Here is a 23974-nt window from a genome sequence, read left to right on the forward strand (position 1 = left end):
GATCCCCCAGACGGAGCCAGCTAGACGAGCCAGCAATAAAAACGCCCCGCCAGCATGATGCTGGCGGGGCGCTTCAGGTTTTGGGTAGTTGGTGCGAGCGGTCAGCTGCTCTGGCTGTCGTCGCCCGACTTGTCGCCGCGCGCCTTCTCCTGCTCAAGCAGGATGTCCAACGCCTTGCCGCCACGCTCGCCGACCATATTGACGAAGTCGTCGCGGATCGGCTTGGCGAGCTTGCGGAACTCGTCGCGCTGCGCCTGATCGAGACGAATGATCTTGATGTCACTCTTCTCTTCGATGGTCTTCAGACGATCCTGATTGAGCTGCTTCTGGATCTCGTCACCTTTCTTGACCATCTCGTGGATGGTGGTGTCGAGCAGCTGGCGCTGATCGTCGGAGAGGCCATCGTACCAATCTTCGTTGGCGATCAGGTTGGCGATGAACTGCGACTGCTCGGCGAAGATCATGTAGTCCTGAACTTCGTAGAAGCCCATGTTCTCGTGGGCCCAGACCGGCTGGATATTGCCCTCGGCCTGACCCTGCTGCAGGGCGCTGTAGAGCTCGCCGTAAGCGATGGTGATGGGCGAGGCGCCGTAGGCCTGATAGGTCGCGCGCAGCAGGCTGTTGTCCATCACCCGGATCTGTAGCCCCTTCATGTCCGCCGGGGTATGGATGGCCTTGTTGGCGGTCCACACCTGGTAGCCCTCGGGCAGTGCCGCCAGCGGGACCAGGTCGCGTGTGCGGAACGACTGCTGCCAGGCATCGCTTTTCATGAAGGCGTCGGAGTTGAGAATCTCGGCCGTCTCCAACTGGTCGTTGGGCATGACGTAGTTGAGACTCATCAGCTGGCTTTCGGGCACCGTGCCGCCGAGGAAGCCCGAGCCGAAGGAGAGTGGGATGGAGCCGTTTTGAATGGCATCGTAGAGCGTCGAGTAGCTCGAGCCCCAGACACCATAGGGCAGGATCTGTACGGTGATGTCACCGTCGCTCTTCTTCTCGATGAGCTGCTTGAAAGCCTGTGCGTATTCGTACTGCACGCTACCTTCCGTCTCTTCGAGGCCGAATCGCCAAGTGTCGGCGAGGGCGACCGAGGCGCTGCCCATCATGCTCAGGGCCAGAATGCCGGTGGCGATATGTCGCGTCTGCATACGGATACCTCTAATAGGTCGTTGTATTTAGTCGTTCTTTCAATCCCATTTCAGAAGATAACAGGAAGCCCGGAGTGTCAAATCGCGTGACACGATGATGGCTTCCCGTGATCGCGCCGTTTCACTGTATCACGTTAGCCGCTATCTGCCGGTCGTGCCCGGTATGGGCATCCAGCCCGAATGCGGTGTCACCACCAGGCGTGGAAATGATGCGGCGGCCCCTTGCCCTGACCCACCTCGAGACGCTCGCCCGCTGCCAGGGCCGCGTGCAGCCACTGCTTGGCGGCCTCGATGGCGCGCTCGACCTGGGGCTGCGTCGGCGCCTCCGCGCCCTCGGCCGCCACGCTTGCCCGCGCCAGCTCGGCGGCGATCGCCGAGGAGAGCGCACAGCCCGCGCCATGCAGGTTACGTGTCGCCAGCCGGGGCGCGTCGAGCCAGCGGCTGCCTTGGGGTGTCCACAGCAGGTCGGGGCAGCGCGCCTGATCCAGATGGCCGCCCTTGAGCAGGCCATAAGGGGCGCCGAGCGCGGCCAGCTCGCCGAGCAGCGCCTCCATGTCCGTGGCCGAGCGCGGCGTATCGCGCCCGAGGAGGGCGGCAGCTTCCGGCAGGTTGGGGGTGATTACGTCGGCCAGCGGCACCAGGATATCGCGCACCGCCGCCAGCCCGGCGTCGTCGACCAGGCGGTCGCCGCTCTTGGCCACCATCACCGGGTCGAGCACGATCCAGCGCGGGCGCCGCGCGGTGAGCCCGGCGGCCAGGGTTTCGGCCACTTCGCGGCTGGCGACCATACCGATCTTGACCGCGTCGATGGCGACGTCGTCGAGCAGGTTGTCGAGCTGGGTGCGGATCATCGTCGCAGAGACCGGCTCGACCCGCGCGACGCCGCAGGTATTCTGGGCGATGACCGCGGTGATCACGCTGGTGGCATAGACGCCGAGGGCGGAAAAGGTCTTGATGTCGGCCTGCAGGCCGGCGCCGCCGGAGGGGTCGGAACCGGCGATGGTGAGGACGTTGGGCGGGCGGGAAAAAAGCATGTCGGGTCGTTGCAACAGTGGCTAAAAGGTCTAGCCTAAGGTAAAGCAAATCGCCGCATGGCCGATAGATAGTTGGTTTGGTTGGTCTATAGATAGTTGGTCTGGTTGGTCTATAGATAGTGCCTCGCGAGAGGGTCGACGCGGCGGGATCGCCGTCAATGTCTCGGTCGAGGTACGGCGCTCGCCGCCAGAAGCGCGTTCGCCATCAATAAGTTTGCCAGGTCGTTTGCACGACCTTTTGAAAGTTTTGCAATTGGACGAATTAGCAAGCTGACGGCACCGTGGAATGGGCGTAAAGTAGTAAAATTACGAACACGGGCGCGCTGGTCAGTGCGCCGCCGGGTCACTCGTATCACCCCGCCATTGCCGGCGTGTGCCGCATGGCCTTCGTGTGAGGGAGCACATGTCCGATCAAGTCACCGCCTGGATTGCCGAATATTGGGCCACGGGGCTGTTCGTGGTCGCGGTCTTCGCACTGTGTGGCTTCATGATCGGCGCCGCCAGCCTGCTCGGCGGCAAGAGTCATGGGCGCAGCAAATCCCTCCCGTTCGAATCCGGCATCGTCGGTGCCGGCAGCGCGCGCCAGCGCTTCTCGGTCAAGTTCTACCTCGTCGCCATGCTCTTCGTGATCTTCGATATCGAGGCCGTCTACCTGTTCGGCTGGGCCGTCTCCGTGCGTGAGGTGGGCTGGACGGGATTCGCCGGGGCGGCGGTATTCATCCTCATTCTACTGGCAGGCCTGGTCTACGACGCCCGCGTCGGGGCGCTCGACTGGGCGCCGCGCAAGCGCGGGCGCGAAGATGCGCCGCGTGCGCGTGAGCTGGCTGCCGTACCCGGTGCCGAGCGCCATGCGCGCTGACCTGGGCGAGAACGACCGCATGAACGGTCGTCGATCAACGATTATTCGGCATGCCGGCGTCCTGACCGGCCGACATGCCCATGACCGCTACTTTATCTGGCTTGTCGAGGCTGACCATGCAATACACCCTGACCCGAGCGGAGGGAGGCGACACCGCGTCTGATCGCTATCCCCTCGATCAACGCCAACGCGTCGACGACCCCATGCGTGAACAGGTTCATCGCAACGTGTTCATGGGCAAGCTCGAAGACGTGCTCAACTCGGCGGTGAACTGGGGCCGCAAGAATTCGCTGTGGCCCTACAACTTCGGCCTCTCCTGCTGCTACGTGGAGATGACCACGGCGTTCACCGCGCCCCACGACGTCGCCCGCTTCGGCGCCGAGGTCATTCGTGCCTCCCCGCGCCAGGCCGACTTCATGGTCATCGCCGGTACCTGCTTCATCAAGATGGCCCCCGTCATCCAGCAGCTCTACGACCAGATGCTCGAACCCAAGTGGGTCATCTCGATGGGCTCCTGCGCCAACTCCGGCGGCATGTACGACATCTATTCGGTGGTTCAGGGCGTCGACAAGTTCCTGCCCATCGATGTCTACGTGCCCGGCTGCCCGCCACGCCCGGAGGCCTTCCTGCAGGGGCTGCAGCTGCTCCAGGACTCGATCCAGGAGGAGCGGCGGCCGCTCTCCTGGGTGGTCGGCGACCAGGGCGTCTACCGCGCGGAGATGCCCTCCCAGCGCGAGAAGCATCGCGACCGGCGGATCGCGGTCAAGGAGCTGCGGACCCCGGACGGTATCTAGGCGACGCCTGGCGTGCAGCACTGACGCTGTTTTTCGTGGCCATCGCTGAGATGACCGTTGATCTATTGACCGGGACCGCCTGCCATGACCGCAGCCGATGACACCATGAATTCCCGTGCCGCCACGCCCGCTGCCGACGTGGTGGCGGAGCTTTGCCGGCACTTCGGCGATGCCGTGTTCACACCGCAGCAGACGCTCACCGGCATGCCGGTGGTGTGGGTCGCCCGCGAGCGCCTGCGTGAAGTGCTCGAGCGCCTGCGCCGGCTCGAGGGGCCGTTCTCGATGCTCTTCGATCTGAGCGCGGTCGACGAGCGCCTGCGCACCCACCGCCGCGGCCTGCCGCCGGCGGACTTCACCGTCTTCTACCAGCTGCTGTCGGTGGAGCGTAATGCCGACATCATGCTCAAGGTGGCGCTCTCCGAGCGCGACCTGACGCTGCCCTCGATCAGCGATATCTTCCTCAACGCCAACTGGTACGAGCGTGAGGTGTTCGACCTCTTCGGTATCCACTTCAGCGGCCACCCGCATCTGACCCGGATCATGATGCCGCCGACCTGGAGCGGACATCCGCTGCGCAAGGACTACTCCGCCCGCGCCACCGAGTTCGACCCCTACACCCTGACCGTCAAGGGCCAGGAGGTGGAGCAGGAGGCGCTGCGCTTCGACCCCGAGGCGTGGGGCATGAAGCGTCAGGGCGAAGAGACCGAGTTCATGTTCCTGAACCTCGGGCCCAACCACCCCTCGGCCCACGGCGCCTTCCGCCTCGTGCTGCAGCTCGACGGCGAAGAGGTGGTCGATTGCGTGCCGGACATCGGCTATCACCACCGCGGTGCCGAGAAGATGGCCGAGCGCCAGTCGTGGCACAGCTTCATCCCCTACACCGACCGCATCGACTACACCGGCGGGGTGATGAACAACCTGCCCTACGTGCTGGCGGTGGAGAAGCTGGCCGGCATCACCGTCACCGATCGCGCCAAGACCATCCGCGTGATGATGGCGGAGATGTTCCGCATCAACAGCCACCTGCTGTTCCTGGGTACCTATCTGCAGGATCTGGGGGCGATGACCCCGGTGTTCTTCACCTTCACCGACCGCCAGAAGGCCTACGAGGTGATCGAGGCGATCACCGGTTTCCGCATGCACCCGGCGTGGTACCGCATCGGCGGCACCGCCCACGACCTGCCGAAGGGTTGGGAGAAACTGGTGCAGGGCTTCGTCGACTGGATGCCCAAGCGTCTGGCGGAGTACGAGAAGGCGATGATGGAGAACGCCATCGTGCGCGACCGTACCCGCTTCGTCGCCGCCTTCAATACCCGCGATGCACTCGACTGGGGCGTTACCGGCCCCAACCTGCGCGCCACCGGGCTCGACTTCGACCTGCGCAAGAAGCGCCCCTACTCCGGTTACGAGAACTTCGACTTCGAGGTGCCCACGGCGGCCAACGGCGACGCCTTCGACCGCGGGATGATGCGTATCGAGGAGATGCGCCAGAGCGTGCGCATCCTGCAGCAGTGCATCGATCACATGCCCGCCGGCGACTACAAGGCGGACCACCCGCTGACCACGCCGCCGCCGCGGGAGAAGATGCTGCAGCACATCGAGACCCTGATCACCCACTTCCTGCAGGTCTCGTGGGGCCCGGTGCTGCCGGCCAACGAGTCGATGCAGATGATCGAGGCGACCAAGGGCATCAACAGCTACTACCTGACCAGTGACGGCAGCACCATGAGCTACCGCACGCGGATCCGCACGCCGAGCTTCCCCCATCTGCAGCAGATCCCGGCGGTGATGCGCGGCGGCTTCGTGCCGGATCTGATCGCGCACCTGGGCAGTATCGACTTCGTCATGGCCGACGTGGATCGGTGAGGCCGCTGGAGAGACCGTTATGACGCAAAACACAGCCACCATCGCCAGCGACGCCTTCGTTCTCGACCCCGCCGACCGTGCGGCGATTCTCGAGGAGCGTGCGCATTACCCCTATCCGCAGGCGGCCAGCATCGAGGCGCTCAAGATCGTGCAGAAGCGCCACGGCTACGTACCCGACGGCGCGATCCCGGCGATCGCCGCGACCCTGGGCATCAAGGTCGCCGACGTCGAAGGCGTGGCCACCTTCTATAGCTTGATCTTCCGGCAGCCGGTGGGGCGCCACGTGATCCTGATCTGCGACAGCAGCTCGTGCTTTCTCACCGACTACGAGCAGCTGCGCGACGCGCTGATCGACCACCTCGGCATCCAGATGGGCCAGACCACGGCGGACGGGCGCTTCACCCTGCTGCCGGTGTGCTGCCTCGGGGCCTGCGACCGCGGGCCGACGCTTTTGATCGGCGAGGACCTGCACGGCCCGGTCACCCCCGAGGCGCTGCCGGCGCTGCTGGAGGCCTACGCATGAGCCCGATGCCCAAGACGCGGGAGAATTCGAGATGAGCCGCATTCTGCAGCCGGCCAGCGAACGCCGTGCCGAGACCCATCCGCTGACCTGGCGCCTGCACGACGACGCCAGCCCGGTGCTGTTCGCCGAGTATCGCGACACCGGCGGCTACGCCGCGGTGACCAAGGCGCTGGAGCAGCACACCTACGAGAGCCTGACCACCGAAGTCAAGGGCGCCAACCTGCGCGGGCGCGGTGGCGCCGGCTTCTCCGCCGGGATGAAGTGGAGCCTGACCGCCAAGGGCGATGACGTGCCGCGCGGCTATATCGTCTGCAACGCCGACGAGATGGAGCCGGGCACCTTCAAGGATCGCCTGCTGATGGAGCAGCAGCCGCACCTGCTGATCGAAGGCATGATCCTGGCTGGCTATGCCAACCGCTCGAAGCAAGGCTATATCTTCCTGCGCGGCGAGTACCACCGCGCCGCCGCCTCGATCCTGCGGGCGCTCGACGACGCCCGCGCCGATGGCTGGCTGGGCAGCGATGTGCGCGGCAGCGGCTGGGACTTCGATATTGCCCTGCACACCGGTGCCGGGCGCTACATCTGCGGCGAAGAGACCGCGCTGATCAACTCGCTGGAAGGCAAGCGCGCCAACCCGCGGGCCAAACCGCCCTTCCCGGGGCAGTCCGGCGCCTGGGGGCTGCCCACCGTGGTCAACAACGTCGAGACCCTGTGCAACGTGCCGGGCATCGTCAACCACGGCGCCGACTGGTTCCAGGCGCTCTCCGGCGAGCGCAGCAGCGACGGCGGCACCAAGCTCTACGGCGCCTCGGGCAAGGTCCAGCGCCCGGGGCTGTGGGAGCTGCCGATGGGCATCACTGGGCGTGAGCTGTTCGAGCTCGCCGGCGGCATGCGCGATGGTCTCACGCTCAAGAGCTGGCTCCCCGGCGGCGGCAGTACCGGCTTTCTGCTGCCGGAGCACCTCGACCTGGCGCTCGATTTCGACACCATCGGCAAGACCGGCAGCCGCCTCGGCACCGGCTTGATCACCGTGGTCGCCGACGACCAGAGCATGGTCTCACTGACGCGCAATCTGGAGGAGTTCTTCGCCCGCGAGTCCTGCGGCTGGTGCACCCCGTGCCGCGATGGCCTGCCGTGGAGCGTCAAGCTGCTGCGCGCGCTGGAGGCGGGCACGGGCGAGCCCGGCGATATCGAGCTGCTCGAGCAGATGGCGCGGGACCTGGGCCCCGGCAAGACCTTCTGCGCTCATGCGCCAGGCGCGGCGATGCCGCTTTCCTCGGCGATCCACTATTTCCGTGACGAGTTCGAGCGCGGCATCACCCGGCCCCGGGGCGAAGCGCACGCGGACCCGATTCCGGTCGGCAGCATCTAGGAGGCGCGTGACGCTATGGCCACCATTCATGTCGACGGCAACGACTACGAGGTCGAAGACAGCGACAACCTGCTCCACGCCTGCCTCTCGCTGGGCCTGGACATCCCCTATTTCTGCTGGCATCCGGCGATGGGCAGCGTGGGGGCCTGCCGCCAGTGTGCGGTGAAGCAGTACAAGGACGCCGATGACACCCGCGGCATGCTGGTGATGTCGTGCATGGCGCCGGTGAAGGACGACGCCTACATCTCGATCGACGACGACGAGGCCAAGGCCTTCCGCGAGACGGTGATCGAGTGGCTGATGGTCAACCACCCGCACGACTGCCCGGTGTGCGAGGAGGGTGGCCACTGCCACCTGCAGGACATGACGGTGATGACCGGCCATGATCGGCGCCGCTACCGCTTCAAGAAGCGTACCCACCGCAACCAGTACCTGGGGCCCTTCGTCGCCCACGAGATGAACCGCTGCATCACCTGCTACCGCTGCGTGCGTTTCTACCAGGACTATGCCGGCGGCGAAGATCTCGGCGCCTTCGGGGCCCACGACAACGTCTATTTCGGGCGCTATGAAGAGGGCACGCTGGAGAGCGAGTTCTCCGGCAACCTCACCGAGGTGTGCCCGACCGGGGTGTTCACCGACCAGACCCACTCCGATCACTACACCCGCAAGTGGGATCTGCAGTTCGCCCCCAGCATCTGCCACCAGTGCGCCAGCGGCTGCAACATCAGCCCTGGTGAGCGCTACGGCGATATTCGGCGCATCGAGAATCGCTACAACGGCGACGTCAATCGCTACTTCCTGTGCGACCGCGGGCGCTTCGGCTACGGCTACGTCAACCGCAAGGATCGCCCGACCCGGCCCGAGCTGTTCCAGCGCAGCCAGCGCGGCGATGCCGCCCAGGGCGTGACGCTGATGGAGATCGACGAGGCGCTCGACCGCGCCGCCGACGCGCTGCGCGGTGCCAAGCGGCTGATCGGCATCGGCTCGCCGCGGGCCAGTCTCGAGAGCAATCACCGGCTGCGCGAGCTGGTCGGTGCGGAGTGCTTCTCCACTGGCATCGAGGCCGGCGAGCTCGAGCGCCTGCAGCGCATGCAGGCGCTCAATCGGGACAGCGGCGTGGCCACCCCGAGCCTGCGCGAGATCGAGGCGTGCGATGCGGTGCTGGTGCTCGGCGAGGACCTGCTCCAGAGCGCTGCGCGGCTGGCGCTGTCGGTGCGCCAGGCGGTGCGCGGCAAGGGCGTCGAGCTGGGGGCCGAGCGCGGTATCCCCGAGTGGAACGCCGAAGCGGTCAAGACCATCGCCCAGGACGCGGCGCATCCGCTGTTCCTGGCCACGCCGGAAGCGACCAAGCTCGACGCCATCGCCACCCGTACCCGGCGTGCGGCACCCGACGACATCGCGCGGCTGGGCTTCGCCGTGGCCCACGCCCTCGATCCCACCGCACCGGCGGTCGAAGGGCTCGATGACGCGACCCAGGCGCTGGTGGGTGAGATCGCCGATGCGCTGCTGGCCGCCGAGCGGCCGCTGGTGATCGCCGGCGAGGCGCTCGCCTCGCTGGCGGTGATCGAGGCCGCGGGCAACGTGGCCCGGGCCCTGGCGCGGCGGCAGAAGGCCGGCGCCGGGCTGACCCTGGTGCGCCGCGAGGCCAACAGTGTCGGCCTCGGCCTGCTCGGCGGCGAGTCCCTCGACTGGGCCCTGGCCCAGCTCGAGCAGGGCGACGCCGACGGCGTGGTGATCCTGGAGAATGATCTCTACGCACGGCTGCCGGCTGCGCGGATCGATGCCGCCCTGTCCCGGGCCAGCGCGCTGGTGGTGATCGACCACCAGCGCACCGCGACCTGGGAGCAGGCCGACATCGGCCTGCCGGCGGGCACCTTCGCCGAGAGCGATGGCACATTGGTCAGTCTGGAAGGCCGTGCCCAGCGCTTCTATCAGGTCTTCGACCCTAGCTACCTGCGCCCCGACACGCGCATCCGCGAGAGCTGGCGCTGGCTGCACGCGCTGCAGGCGACTCTCGAGCGTCAGCCGATGACCACGGTACTGTTCGACGATCTCACCGAGGCGGTGGCCGGCGCGGCGGCGGTCTTCGCCCCGCTGCACCACGCCATGCCCGAGGCCCAGTTCCGCATCCACGGTCTCAAGCTGGCGCGCGAGCCGCACCGTTACAGCGGTCGCACCGCCATGCGTGCCAACCTCGATGTCAACGAGCCGCGGGCGCCGGTGGATCTGGATACCCCCTTCGCGTTCTCGATGGAGGGTTACGCCGGCTACCGCGAACCGCGTCGCGAGGTGCCGTTCGCCTGGGCACCGGGTTGGAACTCGCCGCAGGCGTGGAACAAGTTCCAGGACGAGATCGGTGGCCATCTGCGCGCCGGCGACCCGGGCATCCGTCTGTTCCGTGACGCTGATGCCACCGTCGAGGCGAGCTACTGTGACGCGATCCCCGAGGCGTTCGCCGTGCGCGACGGCGAGTGGCAGATGATCGCGCTGCCGCAGCTGTTCGGCGGCGACGAGACCTCGCGCCGGGCCGAACCGATCCAGGCGCGCATGGCGCCGCCGGCGGTGACGCTCAACGACGCCGATGCCGAGGCGCTGGGTATTGCCGCCGACGACCCGGTGGCGGTGAGCTTCGGCGACACCCGCATCACGTTGCCGGCGCGTCTCGGGCGTGACCTGCCGCGGGGCCTGGTGGCGCTGCCCCAGGGCACGCTGGCGCCGCTGGTGGGGGCGCTGCCGGCCACGCTCGGCTGGGGGCGTGTCGCCCTCGACACCGCGGCCGCTGATGGGGGGGCGCAGGCATGAGCTGGTGGACACCTCAGGTCGAAGCGAGCCTGATCGCGATGATCCAGGCGGTGGTGATCCTGCTCGTGGTGGTGGTCTCCGGAGCGCTGCTGAGCATGATCGAGCGGCGTCTGCTGGCGCTGTGGCAGGACCGCTACGGCCCCAACCGGGTCGGCCCCTTCGGGCTTCTGCAGATCGCCGCCGACATGCTCAAGATTTTCTTCAAGGAGGACTGGATCCCGCCGTTCGCCGATCGCACCTTCTTCGTGCTGGCGCCGGCGATCGCCATGGCCTCGCTGCTGCTGTCGTTCATGGTGATCCCGATCACCCCGAGCTGGGGCGTGGCGGATCTCAACATCGGCATCCTGTTCTTCTTCGCCATGGCCGGCATCAACGTCTATGCGGTGCTCTTCGCCGGCTGGTCGAGCGGCAACAAGTACGCCCTGCTGGGGGCGTTGCGCGCCTCGGCGCAGACGCTCTCCTACGAGGTCTTCATGGGCCTGGCGCTGATGGGCATCGTCGCCATGACCGGCTCGTTCAACATGCGCGACATCGTCAACGCCCAGGAGAACCTGTGGTTCATCGTGCCGCAGTTCTTCGGCTTCTGTACCTTCGTCATCGCCGGTATCGCGGTCACCCACCGCCATCCGTTCGATCAGCCGGAGGCGGAGCAGGAGCTGGCCGACGGCTACCACATCGAGTATTCGGGGATGAAGTGGGGCATGTTCTTCGTCGGCGAGTACATCGGCATCGTGCTGATCTCGGCGCTGCTGGTGACGCTGTTCTTCGGCGGCTGGCACGGCCCGCTGCTGCCGCCGATCGTCTGGTTCCTGCTCAAGACGGTGTTCTTCGTCGTGCTGTTCGTGCTGCTGCGCGCGGCGCTGCCACGGCCGCGCTACGACAAGGTGATGAGCTTCGGCTGGAAGGTCTGCCTGCCGCTGACGCTGATCAATCTGCTGGTTACCGGGGCGATGATTCTGCTCATCGACCCGAGCGCATAAGGGAGGGAGCTCATGCTGAGTCAGATCAAGAAGATCGTCACCGGTACCGGCACGCAGCTGCGCACCCTGTGGATGGTGTTCAGCCACGCCTGGCGCAAGCGCGAGACGCTGTCGTACCCCGAGGAGCAGGTCTATCTGCCGCCGCGCTACCGTGGGCGCATCGTGCTCACCCGCGACCCCGATGGCGAGGAGCGCTGTGTCGCCTGCAACCTGTGTGCGGTGGCCTGCCCGGTGGCGTGTATTTCGTTGCAGAAGGGCGAACGTGACGATGGCCGCTGGTACCCAGAGTTCTTCCGCATCAACTTCTCGCGCTGCATCTTCTGCGGCATGTGCGAGGAGGCGTGTCCGACCTCGGCGATCCAGCTGACGCCGGACTTCGAGATGAGCGAGTTCAGACGTCAGGAGCTGGTCTACGAGAAGCAGGATCTGCTGATCGACGGACCGGGCAAGGATCACAACACCAACTTCTACCGTGTCGCCGGGCTGTCCATCGCAGGCAAGGACAAGGGGCAGGCGCAGAACGAGGCCGAGCCGATCGACGTCAAGTCGCTGCTGCCGTGAGGCGTTGTCCACGCGCTGCCGTGCGTCGGCCGGTGGTGGGCGTGGCGAGTCGCGCCGGCGCCGCTGAGCACAACGCTGCGGGGCGGGCGAGCGTCGGGTAGCCAGTCGACCGGCCAGCGGGTCGGGGAGCCAGTTTGTCGGGGAGAAAGTCATGCAACTCGCGTTTTACTTGAGCGGTCTGGTCGCGATACTCGCGACCTTGCGTGTGGTCACCGGAACCCATCCGGTCCACGCGCTGCTCTATCTGATCGTGTCGCTAATCAGCGTGGCGATGGTGTTCTTCGCCCTGGGCGCGCCCTTCGCCGGGGCGCTCGAGATCATCGTCTATGCCGGCGCGATCATGGTGCTGTTCGTGTTCGTGGTGATGATGCTCAACCTGGGCGAGTCGGCGGTAGAGCAGGAGCGCGCCTGGCTCGCGCCCAGGCTGTGGGTGGGGCCGGCGGTACTCGCCGGGGTACTGCTGGTGGTGATGGTGGTGACCCTGGCCCGTGGCGCCTATGACGGCACCATCAGCGGCGAGACGCTGACCGCCAAGATGGTCGGCATCACGCTGTTCGGCCCCTACCTGGTGGTGGTCGAGCTGGCTGCGATGCTGCTGCTGGCGGCGCTGGTGGCCGCCTCGCACCTGGGGCGCAGCGAGGCCCACGATGAAGCGGATCTGGCGCGCGAACGCCAGCGCGAGCGGGCCGACAAGATGGCCGCGGCCAACAGCGCGCCCCGCAGCGCAGCGGCTGGCGCACGGCCCGGCGCGGCGGCCGGCGACGAGACGGCAGATCGACAGGGGAGAGGGGCATGAGCGGCATACCCATGGAGCATGGCCTGCTACTGGCGGCGATTCTGTTCGTGCTGGGGCTGGCCGGACTGATGACGCGGCGCAACATGCTGTTCGTGCTGATGAGCCTGGAGATCATGATGAACGCCGCGGGGCTGGCGTTCATCGTCGGTGGCACCCACTGGCACCAGGCCGATGGCCAGGTGATGTTCTTGATGGTGATCACCCTGGCGGCGGCGGAAGCGAGCGTGGGGCTGGCGCTGCTGATGCAGCTCTACCGGCGCTTCAAGACTCTCGATATCGATGCGGCGAGCAGGTTGCGCGGATGAACCACTTCACAGACGTATTGCTGACGGGCACCTTTCTCTTCCCGCTGCTGGGCGGGGTCATCCTGGCGCTCTCCTTCGGGCGCCTGAGCGAGCGCGCCAGCGCCACGGTGGGGGTGGTCTCGATCGGGCTGGCCGCGCTCTGCACCCTGGGTGTGGGCCTCGACTTCTACGACCATGGCCAGGCGGCGCACACGCTGACCCTGTGGCACTGGATCTCGGTGGGTGACTTCCAGCCCACCGTGGGGCTGATGCTCGACGGCCTGTCGCTGACCCTGCTCGGGGTGATCACCGGGGTCGGCTTCCTCATCCACCTCTTCGCCGCCTGGTACATGCGCGGCGAGGACGGTGTGACGCGCTTCTTCTGTCACATGAACCTGTTCGTGTTCAGCATGATCCTGCTGGTGCTGGGCGACAACCTGCTGCTGCTCTACTTCGGCTGGGAGGGCGTGGGGCTTTGCAGCTATCTGCTGATCGGCTACTACTACCGCACCCCGGCCAACGGTTGGGCGGCGTTCAAGGCGTTCGTGATCACCCGCACCGGCGATGTCTTCCTCGCTATCGGCATGTTCCTGCTGTTCGTCCAGCTCGGCTCGCTCAACCTGCAGACGCTGCTGGTTCGGGCGCCGGAGCTGTGGGTCCAGGGCGACCCGATGGCTCAGTTGACCGCGCTGATGCTGCTCGGCGGTGCGGTGGGCAAGTCGGCCCAGCTGCCGCTGCAAACCTGGCTCGCCGACGCCATGGCCGGCCCCACCCCGGTGTCGGCGCTGATCCACGCGGCGACCATGGTCACCGCCGGGGTCTATCTGATCGCGCGTACCCACGGGCTGTTCGAGCTGGCCCCGGACGTGCTGCTGCTGGTCGGGGTGGTCGGCGCGCTGACGCTGACGCTCGCCGGTTTCGCGGCGCTGGCCCAGACCGACATCAAGCGCGTGCTGGCCTACTCGACCATGAGCCAGATCGGCTACATGTTCCTGGCGCTGGGCGTGGGCGCCTACAGCGCGGCGATCTTCCACCTGATGATCCACGCCTTCTTCAAGGCACTGCTGTTCCTCTCCGCCGGTTCGGTGATCATATGCACCCATCACGAGCAGGACATGCGCCGGCTCGGCGGGCTGTGGCGCAAGCTGCCGCTCACCTACGCCGGCTTCGTGGTCGGCGGGGCAGCGCTGGCGGCGCTGCCGCTGGTGACCGCCGGCTTCTACAGCAAGGACGCGATCCTGGTCTCGGCGCTGGGCGCCGGACACTGGGTGCTGATGCTGGCGGGGGTGTTCGGCGCGCTGCTTACCTCGATCTACACCGTGCGTCTGATCCTGGGTACCTTCCACGGTCAGCCCAAGAGCGATCATGCCCGCGAGGCGCGCGCCGACAAGGGGCTGGTCCATGGCATCCCGCTGGTGGTGTTGATCGTGATGTCGACCGCGCTCGGCGCCCAGTTGACCCCGCCGCTGAGCAACGTATTGCCGGCCGGTCCGAATACCGAAGGTGGCGGCGCGCATGTGCTCGAACTGGTGGCCATGGCGGTGTCGGTGGGCGGTGTACTGCTGGCGCTGTGGCTGTTCCGGCGCCGGCGCGATCTAGTCCGGCGTGGCGTGGCCGACCCCCGCGGCGCCTGGCTGTGGCACTTCTGGCACAACGCCTGGGGTTTCGATGCGCTCTACGACTGGCTGTTCGTACGCCCCTATCGCGGTCTGGTGCGGCTCAACCGCGGCGACTGGATCAACTCGCTGTGCAATCTGCTGCCGTGGCTGGCGCGGCTCTCGCATGACGGGCTGCGCCTGACCCAGACCGGGCGACTGCGCCACTATGCGGTGTCGATGGTGCTCGGCGCCACGCTGCTGCTCGTCTATCTGCTGGTGGGGTGAGGCGATGCGCGCGCAGCAAGCAAGAGAGACGGGACGTTTGGCGGTGAACGCTCGAACGACGCTTTTCACATCATCGCGGGTGGCTGATTCATGATTCTGGTCTGGCTGATTCTGATCCCTTTCATCGGCGGGCTGCTGTGCTGGCAGGCCGAACGCTTCGGCGACCGGGCACCGCGCTGGATCGCGCTGGCTACCATGCTCCTGGAGCTGGTGATGGTGCTCGGGATCTGGGCCGGGAGTGACTTCCCGCTGCCCGCCCAGGGCGCTACCCACGCCTGGGTGCTGGAGTGGCAGGCTAACTGGATCCCGCGCTTCGGGATCAAGCTGCATCTGGCGCTGGACGGGCTGTCGCTGCTGATGATCGCGCTGACCGGGCTGCTCGGGGCGATGGCGGTGGTCTGCTCGTGGAACGAGATCGTGCGCCGGGTCGGTTTCTTCCACCTCAACCTGTTGTGGATCCTGGGCGGTGTGGTCGGGGTATTCCTCTCCATCGACCTGTTCCTGTTCTTCCTGTTCTGGGAAATGATGCTGGTGCCGATGTACTTCCTGATTGCGCTGTGGGGCCACAGTGGCTCCAAGGGGAGTTCGCGCATCGGGGCGGCGACCAAGTTCTTCATCTACACCCAGGCCAGCGGCCTGATGATGCTGATCGCGATCCTCGGGCTGGTGTTCGTCCACCACGCGGCCACCGGGGTCTACACCTTCTCCTACGGTGACCTGCTGAACACGCCGATGGACCCGCAGGTGGCGTGGTGGCTGATGCTCGGCTTCTTCGTCGCCTTCGCGGTCAAGCTGCCGGTGGTGCCGCTGCACGGCTGGCTGCCCGATGCCCACGCCCAGGCGCCCACCGCGGGTAGCGTCGACCTCGCCGGTATCCTGCTCAAGACGGCGGCCTACGGCATGCTGCGCTTCGCTCTGCCGCTGTTCCCCGAAGCGTCGCAGGCGTTCGCGCCGGTGGCGATGACGCTGGGGCTGATCGGCATCTTCTACGGCGCCATCCTGGCCTGCGGCCAGCAGGATCTGAAGCGCCTGATCGCCTACACCAGTATCTCCCACATGGGCTTCGTGCTGATCGGTATCTACGCCGGCACCGAGCTGGCGCTGCAGGGCGTGGTCGCGTTGATGGTGGCCCACGCCTTCTCCGCCGCCGGCCTGTTCATTCTCTCCGGCCAGCTCTACGAGCGCCTGCACACCCGCGACATGCGTCAGATGGGTGGGCTCTGGGGGCGCATCCGTGGATTGCCGGGCTTCGCCCTGGTATTCGTCGCCGCTTCGCTGGGGCTGCCGGGTACCGCCAACTTCGTCGGCGAGTTCATGGTCATGTTCGGCAGCTTCGGTGTCGCCCCCTGGACCGTGGCGATCGCCAGCGTCGGGCTGATTCTGGCCGCGATCTACTCGCTGTTCATCATGCAGCGGGTCTACTACGGGCCACCCCAGGAGGAGAGCTCGCTGGGCGGGCTGGATCGACGTGAGCTGGCGCTGCTGTTCGGCATCGTGGCGCTGGTGATCTTCTTCGGGGTCTATCCGCAGCCCATGCTGGAGACCTCGGCCGGGGCGATGCAGGTGGTGCAGCAGAGCTTTCAGCAAGCCGGTGCGATGATGGGAGGTGCACAATGATGGCGGCGCTGATGGCGATCTCTCCGCTGATTCTGGTCTGTCTCACCGTCATCGTGGTGATGCTCTCGATCGCCTGGCGGCGGCACCATGCGCTGAGCGCGATACTCACCGCGGTCGGTCTCAACGCGGCGCTGCTGGCGCTGCTGTTCGGCTGGTCCCAGGGTACGGTGGCGGTCACCGATCTGCTGGTGGTGGACGACCTGGCACGTTTCGGTGGCGTGCTGGTGCTGATGTCGACGCTCGCCTGCGTGACCCTGGCGCACCACTATCTGGAGGGCTACGAGGGGCCACGAGACGAGTTCTACCTGCTGCTGACGAGCGCAGCCGCCGGAGGCCTGGTGCTGGTCTCGGCGCGCCACATGGCGACGCTGTTCTTCGGCATCGAGCTGTTGTCGATGCCGCTGTTCGGGATGCTCGCCTACACCCTGCGCGACCGCGGTGCGCTGGAGAGTGGCATCAAGTATATGGTGCTGTCGGCGGCGGCCACCGCCTTTCTGCTCTTCGGCATGGCGCTGCTCTATGCCATGACCGGCACCCTCGACTTCGACGCTCTGGGCCAGGCGCTGGCGACCCAGGGCAGCGATCCCTGGCTCTTGGCCGGCGCCGGGCTGCTGCTGGTGGGACTGGCGTTCAAGCTGTCGATCGTGCCGTTCCACCTGTGGACGCCGGACGTCTATCAGGGCGGGCCGGGGCCGGCGACCACCTTCCTCGCCACCGCGAGCAAGGTGGCGGTGTTCCTGGTCCTGCTGCGGCTGTTCCAGTCGGCGCTGGCGCTGCACGAGAACTGGTGGCACGACCTGCTCGGGTTCATCGCCGTGGTGACCATGCTGGTGGGCAACCTTCTGGCGCTGACCCAGAACGACCTCAAGCGGCTGCTCGGCTACTCCTCGATCGCCCATTTCGGCTATCTGCTGGTGGCGCTGGTGGTCAACCAGGGCCTGGCGGTGGAGACGGTGGGGGTCTATCTGGTGACCTACGTGATCACTACGCTGGGCGCCTTCGGTGTGGTCACGCTGGTCTCCAGCCCCTACACGCCCACCGGGGGTAGCGCCGATGCCAGCCCGCTGCACCACTACCGTGGCCTGTTCTGGCGCCGCCCCTACCTGACCGCGGTGATGACCGTGTCGATGCTGTCGCTGGCGGGGATTCCCTTCACCGCCGGCTTCATCGGCAAGTTCTACATCATTGCGGTGGGGGTGGAGGCGCATCGCTGGTGGCTGGTCGGTGCCGTGGTGCTGGGCAGTGCCATTGGGCTCTACTACTACCTGCGGGTGATGGTGACGCTGTTCCTGCACGAGCCGGGCATGCAGAGCCGCGATGCCACCCACGACTGGGCCGAACGCGCCGGCGGCATGGTGGTGCTCGGGGTGGCCACGCTGGTGATCCTGCTGGGGCTCTACCCCACGCCGATGATCGACTGGGTTCACTGGATCGCCGGCAACAGCGCCTACTGACGCCACGCGCTGTTCTCGCACCCACGCCAAAGCGCCTCTTCGGAGGCGCTTTTTCTTGGGCGGTCAGCGGTTCAGACGAATAAATCGAGCATTTCCAAACCCGCTGACTTGGGGCGCCGGGGGCAGGGCAAAGCGAGGGTCCTTTGCCAGGGATGGCAAAGGTAGCGCTCAGGCAGGGTCGTCGTGGCGCCGTTCGTGACGTGACAGGCCGATGCTGACGCGGCAGGCGGCGGGCAGGTGGACATCTACGGCGACCGGTAGGTGATCCGAGAACATGGCGTCGAGCACCCGCGAACCTTCCGGCTTGAGCGAGGCCGACAGCAGGATGTGGTCGAGCGCGCGTCGCGGCTGCCAGGCGGGATAGCTCGGCAGCGGCTTGAGCGGTTCGAGCTCGAGGGCGTGGCAGAAACGGGCATGGCTCTGCAGCTGCTCGGGCGTGCAGTTGAGATCGCCCATCACCACCACGTGGCGCAGCGGGCGAATGATCTCACCGAGATAGTCGAGCTGGCGCGCACGCCCACGCTGGCTCAGGGCGAGATGGGCGACGAATACGTGCAGCGCATCGGGGCCGCTGCCGTAGCGGGCGTGGATGGCGCCACGGCCGCGCATCCCGGGCAGGCGGTGTTCGTCGATATGCGTGGGCGAAAGGCGCGAGAGCAGGCCGTTGCTGTGCTGGGCCACTCGCCCCAGATTGCGGTTGAGCTGCTGGAAGTGGTACTCGAAGGCCGAGCGCCGGGCCAGATACTCGACCTGATTGACGTGGCTGGAGCGGAAGCTGCCGCCGTCGACCTCTTGCAGGCCGACGATATCGAAACCGGCCAGCGCGCCGGCGACCCGGTCCAGGCGCGAACTGCGCTTGGGGTGCGGCAGCAGGTGCTGCCAGCTGCGGGTCACATAGTGGTGGTAGGCCGAGGTGTGAATGCCGACCTGCAGATTGCAGGTCAGCAGCTTCAGTGTCGGCGCGATCTCGCTGGCGGGCGTCGAGGCGGCTACGGACATGGTGTCACTTGGCCTCCTGGCGCTCCTCGCGCACCTTCTCGATCAGCGCGCTGGCGATTTTCGGCATGTTCTCGAGCGAGCCGGCGGAGTCCGGGGTCACCACATAGTGGTTATCGACGATCAGGTCGGGCACGCCCATCAGCTGATACGAGCGCATCTTGGCCACCGCCTGCTGGATCTGGCTCTTGACGCCGAAGGAGTCTAGCGCCTTGAGCGCCTGCTCCTTGGTCACCCCATAGTGGGTGAAGAACTCGGCGATGTCATCCTCGTCGGTCAGGCGCTTGCCCTGCTTGTGGATCGCATCCATGAAGTCCTGGCGCATCTCGTGCTCGATACCCAGCGACTTGGCGGCGTAGAAGGCCTTGGCATGCTGCTCCCACACCTTGCCCAGCGGTGCCGCCATGCGGTCGAACTCGACGTCGTCGGGGAGGGTGGCGACCCACTCGTTGAGCGGCTTCTCCAGCGCATAGCAGTGCGGGCAGCCGTACCAGAACACCTCGGTGACTTCGATCTTGTCCGCCGGGGCCTCGGACTTCATCGGCTGATCGATGACCTGATAATCCTTGCCTTCGACGATGCCGGCGGCCATCACGGCGCCGGAGAAGGTGAGACCTGCCATTAGCGCCACAAGCGACTTGATCATGCGTGTACTGCTCCTGATGGATCGAAAACGGACGTCTCGACGCGGGGTCGTTGCGGCGACGAGCTACTCGGGTTTGAGCACCCGGGGAGGAGGAGGTTCCCTGCCCATCGCGGCCGACGTCTCCTCATGTCACTGAGGGTAGCCTGCCAGAATGACAGGGAAAAGTAGAGCGGCACAGCCGGGGAGAGGCTCGGCGCGCCACATATTGATGCCGCATTCGCCGGTGGCACAGGCGTGATACACTGCGCGCGACCGATCACGCCCGCCCGCAGAGCCCTTGCCATGACCTCGACGCCCCCGCGCCGCAACTACCAGACGGCCCGCTTTCTGATCAGCGCCCCCAAGCTGGCGCTGTGCCCGCCGGACGATGGCGTCGAGATCGCCTTTGCCGGGCGCTCCAACGCCGGCAAGTCGAGCGCGATCAACGCGCTCACCCAGCAGAATGCGCTGGCGCGGACCTCCAAGACCCCGGGTCGGACCCAGCTGATCAACTTCTTCGGTCTGGAGAACGGTGACACTCTGCGCCTGGTGGACCTGCCCGGCTACGGCTACGCCAAGGTGCCCGAGGCGATGAAGAAAGAGTGGCAGTCGCATCTCGCCGATTATCTGAAAAGGCGCAGCGGCCTCGCCGGCCTGATTCTGCTGATGGACGTGCGCCACCCGCTGAGCGACTTCGACATCCAGCTGCTGGAGCTGGCCGATGCCCGTGAACTGCCGGTGCATATCCTGCTGACCAAGGCCGACAAGCTGAAGCAGGGGCCGGCGAAGGCGTCGCTGCATCAGGTCAAGCGTCAGCTCGCCGAGTGGGAGGATCTGGTCAGCGTGCAGCTGTTCTCAGCGCTCAAGCGCCAGGGCCTCGACCAGACCTACGCGGTGATGGATCGCTGGCTGAGCGGGGAGGCACGGTAACGCTTGCTTCGGGTCGCTGGCCCCGGGTGCAGGCGGGCAAGGGCGCAATCAGTCCGGGTCGTCTGGCTTGTTCAGCAATAGCGTCGCGCGATCGGCCTGGGCCAGGGCGGCTTGCTGTAATGTTTGCCAGCTGTCGGGTGGATTGCCGCTATCGAGCATGCGGCTAAAGGTGACGTACGCATCGCTCTTGCTGTCGAACGCCCGCTTGGCGGTTTCATCGTTGACCCATGCATAGACGATGATGCGACTGGCGAGGTCGTAGCGAAAGAAGAGTCGATACTGCTGATAGAACTTGGCGCGGCGCCAGTGGGTATATTCAGACCCCAGCGTCTTGCCTTGCCGATAGTGGTCCCCAGCAGGGTCCTGAGGGATATCGTGAGTCGTCAGTTTGATGATAGCCGCCAGGCGTTTGGTGGCTGGCCTGCTGCGGTAGCCGGTGGGATCCTTGGCTGCCAGTCGCTCGACGCGTGCGGTGAGCGTAGCGACCTGATCCAGGAACAGCGGATGCGCTAGAAGCGTCCATCCGTTGATGACCAGCGGCTCAGAGGTCATCGTCATCCTCTGGCAGCCTTTCGTCGAGATCGACGTCGATATCCGCCGTCAGCTGCTGGGCCCGTGCCACGCTGGCGGCCGTCAGGGCGTGCAGATTTTCTGGGTGCGCCTGCATGTCGCGCTCCAGGAACGCCAGAAAGCTGGTGATCACGGGATCGGCCGCTGCCGGTTCCTCGGCGCGGGTCAGTACGACTTCCCCGTTGCCACGAATCGAATAGTGGATTCGGTCGCGGCGCTTGAGCTTCAACGCTTGTCGGACCGAGGCCGGTACCGTCGTCTGGAAGCGGTCCGTCAAGGTAGAGTCGGCTTCGATAGACATGTTGGTGCCCCCTTTCCAGAACGATGCGTGCATGGTGTGACAAGGTAATGCGTTTGCATTGTCGAGACAAGGCTGAGTTCCATTGAGCGGGCGATGCACCGCCTCACCCGTTATGCCTCTCGATCAATCCGTTCGACCACCGCTGGTAGCTCCCTGACGTGGGTGATCCGCGTCACCCGCGGGGGTAATTCGCGCTCTCCCTCCTGCTTGGCATCGATCCATACCGCATGCATGCCCAGGCGCTGCGCCGCGAGCACGTCTTCCTGCCAATGGTCGCCCACGTGCAGTGCCCGGTGCGGCTGGGTGCCGAGACGCGCCATGGCGGTGAGAAACGGGCGGGTGTCGGGCTTGGGGGCGTGCATCTCGCCGGCCAGGATGATCACGTCGAAATAGTCGCCCAGCGCCAGGCGGCGCACGTCGACGTTGCCGTTGGTGATCACTCCCAGGCGGTAGCGCCGCGCCCAAGCCTCGAACATCGGCACCACTTCCGGGAATGGCTCCACCGCATGGCGCAGCTGCATGAAGCGCTCGAAGCCGGCGGCGGCCCAGCGCTCTGCCTCCGCCTCGGGCAGGCCGTGCTCGCGCAAAAGCTCGAGCATGGCGCGCTCGCGGATCCAGCTGTGGTCGCCGCGGCTGAGCGGAAAGCGCTGCATCAAGCGCTGACGCACCTGCTGGTAGGCCTCCAGCGGAAAGGTCTCCGCCAGGCGCCGGCCGTCGGCCTGCGGGCGGGCGTCGATCTGCTCCAGCAGCCAGGCGTAGTGGGTGGGTTCGGCATGGGCCATGACCGGCCCGTTGTGCCACAGAGTGTCGTCGAGATCGAAGGTGATGGCGTCGAGCGGCATGGCGATCAGGTTTCGTCGTGGGGGGCACCCGGCTTGCGCCGGGCACGCGGGTGGGCTTGATCGTAGACCTCGGCGAGCTGCTGCCAGTCGAGCCGGGTGTAGATCTGGGTGGTCGAGAGATTGGCGTGTCCCAGCAGCTCCTGCACCGCGCGCAGGTCCTGGCTCGATTCGAGCAGATGGCTGGCGAAGGAGTGGCGCAGGCGGTGCGGGTGCAGATGTTCGGGCAGGCCGCGGCGCTTGGCGCACTCGGCCAGCCGGCTCTGGATCGCACGGTGGCCGAGCCGGCCGCCGTGCTGGGCCACGAACAGCGCGCGTTCGCCGTCGCCGGCGAGCGTGCTGCGTATCCCCAGCCAGTCGTGGATGGCCGCTGCCGCGCGGCGCCCGACCGGCACTTGACGCGGCTTGCCGCCCTTGCCCAGTACGCGCACGTGGCGTGCGTCGAGGGCGTCCAGATCGAGCCCCGCCAGCTCCGCCAGGCGCAGCCCGCAGGCGTAGAAGAGTTCGAGCATGGCCTGATCGCGGATGGCCAGCGGATCGCCGTCGTGGGGCGTGTCGAGAAAGCGACCGAGCAGGTCGACATCGACCGGGCTGGGCAGATGGCGCGGCTGGCGCGGCGCCTGGGTCAGCTTGACCGGGTTGTGGTCGAGCTCGCCCTGGCTGACCAGGAAGTCGGCGAAGCGCGATAGCGCCGCGCGGCGCCGGGCCAGGGTGCGCGGCGCCAGCCCGCGGGTGCGCTCGTGGGCCAGGTAGCGGCGCACCAGAGCGACATCGAGCGCCTGCCAGGTAGCGATGCCCTGGGTCTCGAGCCAGGTTGCGAGCTGGGTCACGTCGCGCCGGTAGGCGTCGAGCGTGGCCGGGCTGGCGCGCCGGGCCAGGCGCGCCAGAAAGGCGTCAAGCGTCGCCTGCATGGGGGCGCTCGGCGCGTTTGAGCAGACGGCTGACTACCTCGCCGAGATACTCGGTGAAAAGGGTGTCGAGAGTGGCCCGGAAATGCTCGCTGTCGTGGCTGGCCAGGATCAGAAAGCCCAGCGTCTCGCCCTGGGTGAGCCGGGTGATGGCGCAGGAGCCGGCGCTCTCCGGGGCCTGGCAGTGGGGCAACAGGTGCCCCCAGTCGGCGCTGGAGAGCGTGGTGCAGCGGCTGCTCTGCTCGTTGAGCAGCAGTTCCAGACGCCGGCGCGCCTCGGCATCGAGGCGAAAGCGCGGCGGCTGCCACTGGCGCGCATCGCGGGGCGTGGCGTGGCAGTCCGGCGCGGCCTCCAGCCACAGCCCGATGGCCTGGGTGCGGAAGCGCTCGGCGAGCTGGGTCGACAGCGCTTCGGCCAGGGCGTCGGCATCCTCGGCCTCGATCAGTCCCAGCACCAGCTCGCGGGTGCGCCGGTACTGCGCCTCGTTGTAGCGCGCCGACTCGAGCAGGTTCTCCAGCCGCCACTCGGCGCTCTCGGCGCGCTGGCGCAGGTCGGCCACCAGGCGTTCGAGCAGCGAGACGGCGCCAGGGATATGCGGATGCGGCACCTTGAGTTGCTGCAGCAGCCCCTCGCGCCCGACGAAGAAGTCGGTGTGCTGGGCCAGCCACTCGGCGACCCGGTCGGGGTCGAGCGTCTGGCGCGGCTCGGGGACCTGGACACGTGACATGCGGCTGTTCTCCTGTCGTCCCGGGTGGGCGCGGGGCGGGGCGCCGTCGTGGCGGCACCCGCGCCCACCGGTGGTTGTCCCATCGTTGTTATGGTGTCGGCGTCACGC

Annotated in this window: 23 protein-coding genes; 14 read left to right on the plus strand and 9 right to left on the minus strand. The window is 66.8% G+C overall.

Annotation, left to right across the window (positions count from 1 at the left end):
• Positions 1–101: 101 nt before the first annotated feature.
• Together dctP and thiD are read right to left on the minus strand one after the other, a co-directional pair.
• On the minus strand, positions 102–1145 hold the full coding sequence (gene dctP, locus QO259_RS19750; protein WP_285951293.1) for a TRAP transporter substrate-binding protein DctP: 1044 nt from the start codon (positions 1143–1145) through the stop codon (positions 102–104).
• 188 nt (positions 1146–1333) lie between these two features.
• Positions 1334–2179, minus strand: coding sequence for a bifunctional hydroxymethylpyrimidine kinase/phosphomethylpyrimidine kinase (gene thiD / locus QO259_RS19755; protein ID WP_285951294.1), 846 nt, complete (start codon positions 2177–2179; stop codon positions 1334–1336).
• 403 nt (positions 2180–2582) lie between these two features.
• On the opposite strand from thiD, the gene ndhC reads away from it, so the two are divergent.
• The 13 genes from ndhC to nuoN all read left to right on the plus strand — a co-directional run bounded on the left by ndhC (position 2583) and on the right by nuoN (position 17970).
• The gene (gene ndhC, locus QO259_RS19760) at positions 2583–3038 is read left to right on the plus strand and encodes an NADH-quinone oxidoreductase subunit A (RefSeq protein WP_285951295.1); all 456 of its coding nucleotides are present in this window, start codon (positions 2583–2585) and stop codon (positions 3036–3038) included.
• Positions 3039–3154: 116 nt separating this feature from the next.
• The gene (locus QO259_RS19765; protein WP_035476123.1) at positions 3155–3832 is read left to right on the plus strand and encodes a NuoB/complex I 20 kDa subunit family protein; all 678 of its coding nucleotides are present in this window, start codon (positions 3155–3157) and stop codon (positions 3830–3832) included.
• 105 nt (positions 3833–3937) lie between these two features.
• The gene (nuoC, locus tag QO259_RS19770) at positions 3938–5698 is read left to right on the plus strand and encodes an NADH-quinone oxidoreductase subunit C/D (RefSeq protein WP_285952804.1); all 1761 of its coding nucleotides are present in this window, start codon (positions 3938–3940) and stop codon (positions 5696–5698) included.
• A gap of 19 nt (positions 5699–5717) precedes the next feature.
• Complete coding sequence (gene nuoE, locus QO259_RS19775) at positions 5718–6221, plus strand: NADH-quinone oxidoreductase subunit NuoE (protein WP_285951296.1); 504 nt, start codon at positions 5718–5720, stop codon at positions 6219–6221.
• A gap of 31 nt (positions 6222–6252) precedes the next feature.
• The gene (gene nuoF, locus QO259_RS19780; RefSeq protein WP_285951297.1) at positions 6253–7593 is read left to right on the plus strand and encodes an NADH-quinone oxidoreductase subunit NuoF; all 1341 of its coding nucleotides are present in this window, start codon (positions 6253–6255) and stop codon (positions 7591–7593) included.
• 15 nt (positions 7594–7608) lie between these two features.
• Positions 7609–10395 carry an NADH-quinone oxidoreductase subunit NuoG gene (nuoG, locus tag QO259_RS19785; RefSeq protein WP_285951298.1) on the plus strand — a complete coding sequence of 929 codons (2787 nt, stop codon included), beginning with the start codon at positions 7609–7611 and terminating at the stop codon, positions 10393–10395.
• Positions 10392–11375 carry an NADH-quinone oxidoreductase subunit NuoH gene (gene nuoH / locus QO259_RS19790; protein WP_285951299.1) on the plus strand — a complete coding sequence of 328 codons (984 nt, stop codon included), beginning with the start codon at positions 10392–10394 and terminating at the stop codon, positions 11373–11375. Before nuoG ends, nuoH begins: the two co-directional genes overlap by 4 nt.
• A 12-nt stretch (positions 11376–11387) precedes the next feature.
• Entirely contained in the window at positions 11388–11936 is a 549-nt protein-coding gene (gene nuoI / locus QO259_RS19795) for an NADH-quinone oxidoreductase subunit NuoI (protein WP_035476127.1), read from the plus strand.
• A gap of 151 nt (positions 11937–12087) precedes the next feature.
• Positions 12088–12732, plus strand: a complete 645-nt coding sequence (gene nuoJ / locus QO259_RS19800) for an NADH-quinone oxidoreductase subunit J (protein WP_035476128.1) — start codon at positions 12088–12090, stop codon at positions 12730–12732.
• Entirely contained in the window at positions 12729–13037 is a 309-nt protein-coding gene (gene nuoK / locus QO259_RS19805; RefSeq protein ID WP_035476129.1) for an NADH-quinone oxidoreductase subunit NuoK, read from the plus strand. The genes nuoJ and nuoK overlap by 4 nt, the downstream gene beginning before the upstream one ends.
• Complete coding sequence (gene nuoL, locus QO259_RS19810; RefSeq protein WP_285951300.1) at positions 13034–14899, plus strand: NADH-quinone oxidoreductase subunit L; 1866 nt, start codon at positions 13034–13036, stop codon at positions 14897–14899. Before nuoK ends, nuoL begins: the two co-directional genes overlap by 4 nt.
• Before the next feature lie 90 nt (positions 14900–14989).
• Positions 14990–16516: an NADH-quinone oxidoreductase subunit M gene (nuoM, locus tag QO259_RS19815; protein ID WP_285951301.1), complete on the plus strand. Its 1527-nt coding sequence runs from the start codon at positions 14990–14992 to the stop codon at positions 16514–16516.
• Positions 16516–17970: an NADH-quinone oxidoreductase subunit NuoN gene (gene nuoN, locus QO259_RS19820; RefSeq protein WP_285951302.1), complete on the plus strand. Its 1455-nt coding sequence runs from the start codon at positions 16516–16518 to the stop codon at positions 17968–17970. Before nuoM ends, nuoN begins: the two co-directional genes overlap by 1 nt.
• A gap of 168 nt (positions 17971–18138) precedes the next feature.
• On the opposite strand, the gene QO259_RS19825 is transcribed toward nuoN, so the two are convergent.
• Together QO259_RS19825 and QO259_RS19830 are read right to left on the minus strand one after the other, a co-directional pair.
• On the minus strand, positions 18139–18969 hold the full coding sequence (locus QO259_RS19825) for an endonuclease/exonuclease/phosphatase family protein (protein WP_285951303.1): 831 nt from the start codon (positions 18967–18969) through the stop codon (positions 18139–18141).
• Between the two features lie 4 nt (positions 18970–18973).
• A complete protein-coding gene (locus QO259_RS19830) occupies positions 18974–19612 on the minus strand; it encodes a thiol:disulfide interchange protein DsbA/DsbL (protein WP_035476132.1) in 639 nt (212 codons plus the stop codon).
• A 282-nt stretch (positions 19613–19894) separates the two neighbouring features.
• On the opposite strand from QO259_RS19830, the gene yihA reads away from it, so the two are divergent.
• Positions 19895–20521, plus strand: coding sequence for a ribosome biogenesis GTP-binding protein YihA/YsxC (yihA, locus tag QO259_RS19835; RefSeq protein WP_285951304.1), 627 nt, complete (start codon positions 19895–19897; stop codon positions 20519–20521).
• Positions 20522–20569: 48 nt separating this feature from the next.
• Here yihA and QO259_RS19840 read toward each other — a convergent pair whose 3' ends face one another.
• The 5 genes from QO259_RS19840 to QO259_RS19860 all read right to left on the minus strand — a co-directional run bounded on the left by QO259_RS19840 (position 20570) and on the right by QO259_RS19860 (position 23866).
• Positions 20570–21079, minus strand: coding sequence for a type II toxin-antitoxin system YhaV family toxin (locus tag QO259_RS19840; protein WP_285951305.1), 510 nt, complete (start codon positions 21077–21079; stop codon positions 20570–20572).
• On the minus strand, positions 21063–21392 hold the full coding sequence (locus tag QO259_RS19845) for a type II toxin-antitoxin system PrlF family antitoxin (protein WP_285951306.1): 330 nt from the start codon (positions 21390–21392) through the stop codon (positions 21063–21065). Before QO259_RS19845 ends, QO259_RS19840 begins: the two co-directional genes overlap by 17 nt.
• 110 nt (positions 21393–21502) lie before the next feature.
• The gene (locus QO259_RS19850) at positions 21503–22234 is read right to left on the minus strand and encodes an HAD family hydrolase (protein WP_207036261.1); all 732 of its coding nucleotides are present in this window, start codon (positions 22232–22234) and stop codon (positions 21503–21505) included.
• 5 nt (positions 22235–22239) lie between these two features.
• Positions 22240–23142 carry a tyrosine recombinase XerC gene (locus tag QO259_RS19855; RefSeq protein ID WP_285951307.1) on the minus strand — a complete coding sequence of 301 codons (903 nt, stop codon included), beginning with the start codon at positions 23140–23142 and terminating at the stop codon, positions 22240–22242.
• Positions 23126–23866 (minus strand): DUF484 family protein, encoded by a 741-nt coding sequence (locus tag QO259_RS19860; RefSeq protein ID WP_285951308.1) that lies wholly within the window; start codon positions 23864–23866, stop codon positions 23126–23128. Before QO259_RS19860 ends, QO259_RS19855 begins: the two co-directional genes overlap by 17 nt.
• Between the last annotated feature and the right edge of the window lie 108 nt (positions 23867–23974).

Origin of the sequence: Salinicola sp. JS01 (assembly GCF_030284585.1) — a bacterium.
GTDB lineage: Bacteria > Pseudomonadota > Gammaproteobacteria > Pseudomonadales > Halomonadaceae > Salinicola.

Bases quoted from the DNA above. Each gene is read 5' to 3' on its own strand.
- QO259_RS19850 (WP_207036261.1), bottom strand. From the start codon at position 22,234: ATGCCGCTCGACGCCATCACCTTCGATCTCGACGACACTCTGTGGCAC.
- QO259_RS19855 (WP_285951307.1), bottom strand. From the start codon at position 23,142: ATGCAGGCGACGCTTGACGCCTTTCTGGCGCGCCTGGCCCGGCGCGCC.
- QO259_RS19765 (WP_035476123.1), top strand. From the start codon at position 3,155: ATGCAATACACCCTGACCCGAGCGGAGGGAGGCGACACCGCGTCTGAT.
- nuoL (WP_285951300.1), top strand. From the start codon at position 13,034: ATGAACCACTTCACAGACGTATTGCTGACGGGCACCTTTCTCTTCCCG.
- nuoI (WP_035476127.1), top strand. From the start codon at position 11,388: ATGCTGAGTCAGATCAAGAAGATCGTCACCGGTACCGGCACGCAGCTG.
- nuoH (WP_285951299.1), top strand. From the start codon at position 10,392: ATGAGCTGGTGGACACCTCAGGTCGAAGCGAGCCTGATCGCGATGATC.
- QO259_RS19845 (WP_285951306.1), bottom strand. From the start codon at position 21,392: ATGTCTATCGAAGCCGACTCTACCTTGACGGACCGCTTCCAGACGACG.
- nuoN (WP_285951302.1), top strand. From the start codon at position 16,516: ATGGCGGCGCTGATGGCGATCTCTCCGCTGATTCTGGTCTGTCTCACC.
- nuoG (WP_285951298.1), top strand. From the start codon at position 7,609: ATGGCCACCATTCATGTCGACGGCAACGACTACGAGGTCGAAGACAGC.
- QO259_RS19860 (WP_285951308.1), bottom strand. From the start codon at position 23,866: ATGTCACGTGTCCAGGTCCCCGAGCCGCGCCAGACGCTCGACCCCGAC.
- ndhC (WP_285951295.1), top strand. From the start codon at position 2,583: ATGTCCGATCAAGTCACCGCCTGGATTGCCGAATATTGGGCCACGGGG.
- yihA (WP_285951304.1), top strand. From the start codon at position 19,895: ATGACCTCGACGCCCCCGCGCCGCAACTACCAGACGGCCCGCTTTCTG.
- QO259_RS19840 (WP_285951305.1), bottom strand. From the start codon at position 21,079: ATGACGATGACCTCTGAGCCGCTGGTCATCAACGGATGGACGCTTCTA.
- thiD (WP_285951294.1), bottom strand. From the start codon at position 2,179: ATGCTTTTTTCCCGCCCGCCCAACGTCCTCACCATCGCCGGTTCCGAC.
- dctP (WP_285951293.1), bottom strand. From the start codon at position 1,145: ATGCAGACGCGACATATCGCCACCGGCATTCTGGCCCTGAGCATGATG.
- nuoK (WP_035476129.1), top strand. From the start codon at position 12,729: ATGAGCGGCATACCCATGGAGCATGGCCTGCTACTGGCGGCGATTCTG.
- nuoC (WP_285952804.1), top strand. From the start codon at position 3,938: ATGAATTCCCGTGCCGCCACGCCCGCTGCCGACGTGGTGGCGGAGCTT.
- nuoM (WP_285951301.1), top strand. From the start codon at position 14,990: ATGATTCTGGTCTGGCTGATTCTGATCCCTTTCATCGGCGGGCTGCTG.
- nuoE (WP_285951296.1), top strand. From the start codon at position 5,718: ATGACGCAAAACACAGCCACCATCGCCAGCGACGCCTTCGTTCTCGAC.
- QO259_RS19830 (WP_035476132.1), bottom strand. From the start codon at position 19,612: ATGATCAAGTCGCTTGTGGCGCTAATGGCAGGTCTCACCTTCTCCGGC.
- nuoJ (WP_035476128.1), top strand. From the start codon at position 12,088: ATGCAACTCGCGTTTTACTTGAGCGGTCTGGTCGCGATACTCGCGACC.
- QO259_RS19825 (WP_285951303.1), bottom strand. From the start codon at position 18,969: ATGTCCGTAGCCGCCTCGACGCCCGCCAGCGAGATCGCGCCGACACTG.
- nuoF (WP_285951297.1), top strand. From the start codon at position 6,253: ATGAGCCGCATTCTGCAGCCGGCCAGCGAACGCCGTGCCGAGACCCAT.